Raw genomic sequence first — 3324 nt, 5'->3', positions numbered from 1 at the left:
CCTGGGGAGTACGGCCGCAAGGTTAAAACTCAAATGAATTGACGGGGGCCCGCACAAGCGGTGGAGCATGTGGTTTAATTCGATGCAACGCGAAGAACCTTACCTGGTCTTGACATCCACAGAACTTAGCAGAGATGCTTTGGTGCCTTCGGGAACTGTGAGACAGGTGCTGCATGGCTGTCGTCAGCTCGTGTTGTGAAATGTTGGGTTAAGTCCCGCAACGAGCGCAACCCTTATCCTTTGTTGCCAGCGGTCCGGCCGGGAACTCAAAGGAGACTGCCAGTGATAAACTGGAGGAAGGTGGGGATGACGTCAAGTCATCATGGCCCTTACGACCAGGGCTACACACGTGCTACAATGGCGCATACAAAGAGAAGCGACCTCGCGAGAGCAAGCGGACCTCATAAAGTGCGTCGTAGTCCGGATTGGAGTCTGCAACTCGACTCCATGAAGTCGGAATCGCTAGTAATCGTAGATCAGAATGCTACGGTGAATACGTTCCCGGGCCTTGTACACACCGCCCGTCACACCATGGGAGTGGGTTGCAAAAGAAGTAGGTAGCTTAACCTTCGGGAGGGCGCTTACCACTTTGTGATTCATGACTGGGGTGAAGTCGTAACAAGGTAACCGTAGGGGAACCTGCGGTTGGATCACCTCCTTACCTTAAAGAACCTGCCTTTGTAGTGCTCACACAGATTGTCTGATGAAAAACAGCAGTAAAAAACCTCTACAGGCTTGTAGCTCAGGTGGTTAGAGCGCACCCCTGATAAGGGTGAGGTCGGTGGTTCAAGTCCACTCAGGCCTACCAAATTTTCCCTGATACTGCGTTGCGGCAACGCTCACATACTGATGTATGCGTCGCGTTACCACGCCTTGTCTCAGGAAAAATTACCGGTACAGAGGTTTGCAAACGATGGGGCTATAGCTCAGCTGGGAGAGCGCCTGCTTTGCACGCAGGAGGTCTGCGGTTCGATCCCGCATAGCTCCACCATCTTTTACTGCGAACACAAGAAAACTTCAGAGTGAACCTGAAAAGGTGCACTGCGAAGTTTTGCTCTTTAAAAATCTGGATCAAGCTGAAAATTGAAACGACACATCTTTAATGGTGTGTTCGAGTCTCTCAAATTTTCGCAATCATGAAGTGAAACATCTTCGGGTTGTGAGGTTAAGCGACTAAGCGTACACGGTGGATGCCCTGGCAGTCAGAGGCGATGAAGGACGTGCTAATCTGCGAAAAGCGCCGGCGAGGTGATATGAACCCTTGACCCGGCGATGTCCGAATGGGGAAACCCAGTGCAATCCGTTGCACTATCGTTAACTGAATACATAGGTTAACGAGGCGAACCGGGGGAACTGAAACATCTAAGTACCCCGAGGAAAAGAAATCAACCGAGATTCCCCCAGTAGCGGCGAGCGAACGGGGAGCAGCCCAGAGTCTGAATCAGCTTGTGTGTTAGTGGAAGCGTCTGGAAAGTCGCACGGTACAGGGTGAAAGTCCCGTACACGAAAACACACAGGCTGTGAACTCGAAGAGTAGGGCGGGACACGTGGTATCCTGTCTGAATATGGGGGGACCATCCTCCAAGGCTAAATACTCCTGACTGACCGATAGTGAACCAGTACCGTGAGGGAAAGGCGAAAAGAACCCCGGCGAGGGGAGTGAAAAAGAACCTGAAACCGTGTACGTACAAGCAGTGGGAGCACCTTCGGGTGTGACTGCGTACCTTTTGTATAATGGGTCAGCGACTTATATTCTGTAGCAAGGTTAACCGTATAGGGGAGCCGAAGGGAAACCGAGTCTTAACTGGGCGTTAAGTTGCAGGGTATAGACCCGAAACCCGGTGATCTAGCCATGGGCAGGTTGAAGGTTGGGTAACACTAACTGGAGGACCGAACCGACTAATGTTGAAAAATTAGCGGATGACCTGTGGCTGGGGGTGAAAGGCCAATCAAACCGGGAGATAGCTGGTTCTCCCCGAAAGCTATTTAGGTAGCGCCTCGTGAACTCATCTTCGGGGGTAGAGCACTGTTTCGGCTAGGGGGCCATCCCGGCTTACCAACCCGATGCAAACTACGAATACCGAAGAATGTTATCACGGGAGACACACGGCGGGTGCTAACGTCCGTCGTGAAGAGGGAAACAACCCAGACCGCCAGCTAAGGTCCCAAAGTCATGGTTAAGTGGGAAACGATGTGGGAAGGCCCAGACAGCCAGGATGTTGGCTTAGAAGCAGCCATCATTTAAAGAAAGCGTAATAGCTCACTGGTCGAGTCGGCCTGCGCGGAAGATGTAACGGGGCTAAACCATGCACCGAAGCTGCGGCAGCGACACTATGTGTTGTTGGGTAGGGGAGCGTTCTGTAAGCCGTTGAAGGTGGCCTGTGAGGGCTGCTGGAGGTATCAGAAGTGCGAATGCTGACATAAGTAACGATAAAGCGGGTGAAAAGCCCGCTCGCCGGAAGACCAAGGGTTCCTGTCCAACGTTAATCGGGGCAGGGTGAGTCGACCCCTAAGGCGAGGCCGAAAGGCGTAGTCGATGGGAAACAGGTTAATATTCCTGTACTTGGTGTTACTGCGAAGGGGGGACGGAGAAGGCTATGTTAGCCGGGCGACGGTTGTCCCGGTTTAAGCATGTAGGCGGAGGTTCCAGGTAAATCCGGTACCTTTTAACGCTGAGGTGTGATGACGAGGCACTACGGTGCTGAAGTAACAAATGCCCTGCTTCCAGGAAAAGCCTCTAAGCATCAGGTAACATCAAATCGTACCCCAAACCGACACAGGTGGTCAGGTAGAGAATACCAAGGCGCTTGAGAGAACTCGGGTGAAGGAACTAGGCAAAATGGTGCCGTAACTTCGGGAGAAGGCACGCTGATATGTAGGTGAAGCCCCTGCGGGTGGAGCTGAAATCAGTCGAAGATACCAGCTGGCTGCAACTGTTTATTAAAAACACAGCACTGTGCAAACACGAAAGTGGACGTATACGGTGTGACGCCTGCCCGGTGCCGGAAGGTTAATTGATGGGGTTAGCGGCAACGCGAAGCTCTTGATCGAAGCCCCGGTAAACGGCGGCCGTAACTATAACGGTCCTAAGGTAGCGAAATTCCTTGTCGGGTAAGTTCCGACCTGCACGAATGGCGTAATGATGGCCAGGCTGTCTCCACCCGAGACTCAGTGAAATTGAACTCGCTGTGAAGATGCAGTGTACCCGCGGCAAGACGGAAAGACCCCGTGAACCTTTACTATAGCTTGACACTGAACACTGGTCCTTGATGTGTAGGATAGGTGGGAGGCTTTGAAGCGTGGACGCCAGTCTGCGTGGAGCCG

Annotated in this window: 2 tRNA genes and 2 rRNA genes; all 4 read left to right on the top strand. The window is 52.5% G+C overall.

Annotation, left to right across the window (positions count from 1 at the left end):
* Positions 1–661: ribosomal RNA gene (locus EQV24_RS23565) — 16S ribosomal RNA — on the top strand; the annotation flags it as partial.
* A gap of 70 nt (positions 662–731) precedes the next feature.
* Positions 732–808 (top strand) — tRNA-Ile (locus EQV24_RS23560).
* Between the two features lie 107 nt (positions 809–915).
* A tRNA-Ala gene (locus tag EQV24_RS23555) sits at positions 916–991 on the top strand.
* Positions 992–1163: 172 nt separating this feature from the next.
* Positions 1164–3324, top strand: a 23S ribosomal RNA gene (locus EQV24_RS23550); the annotation flags it as partial.

The organism is Enterobacter sp. A8 (assembly GCF_004296595.1).
Lineage (GTDB): Bacteria > Pseudomonadota > Gammaproteobacteria > Enterobacterales > Enterobacteriaceae > Enterobacter > Enterobacter cloacae.
Note: the sequence above shows the minus strand (reverse complement) of the source record. Positions and strands in the feature narration are given on the sequence as shown.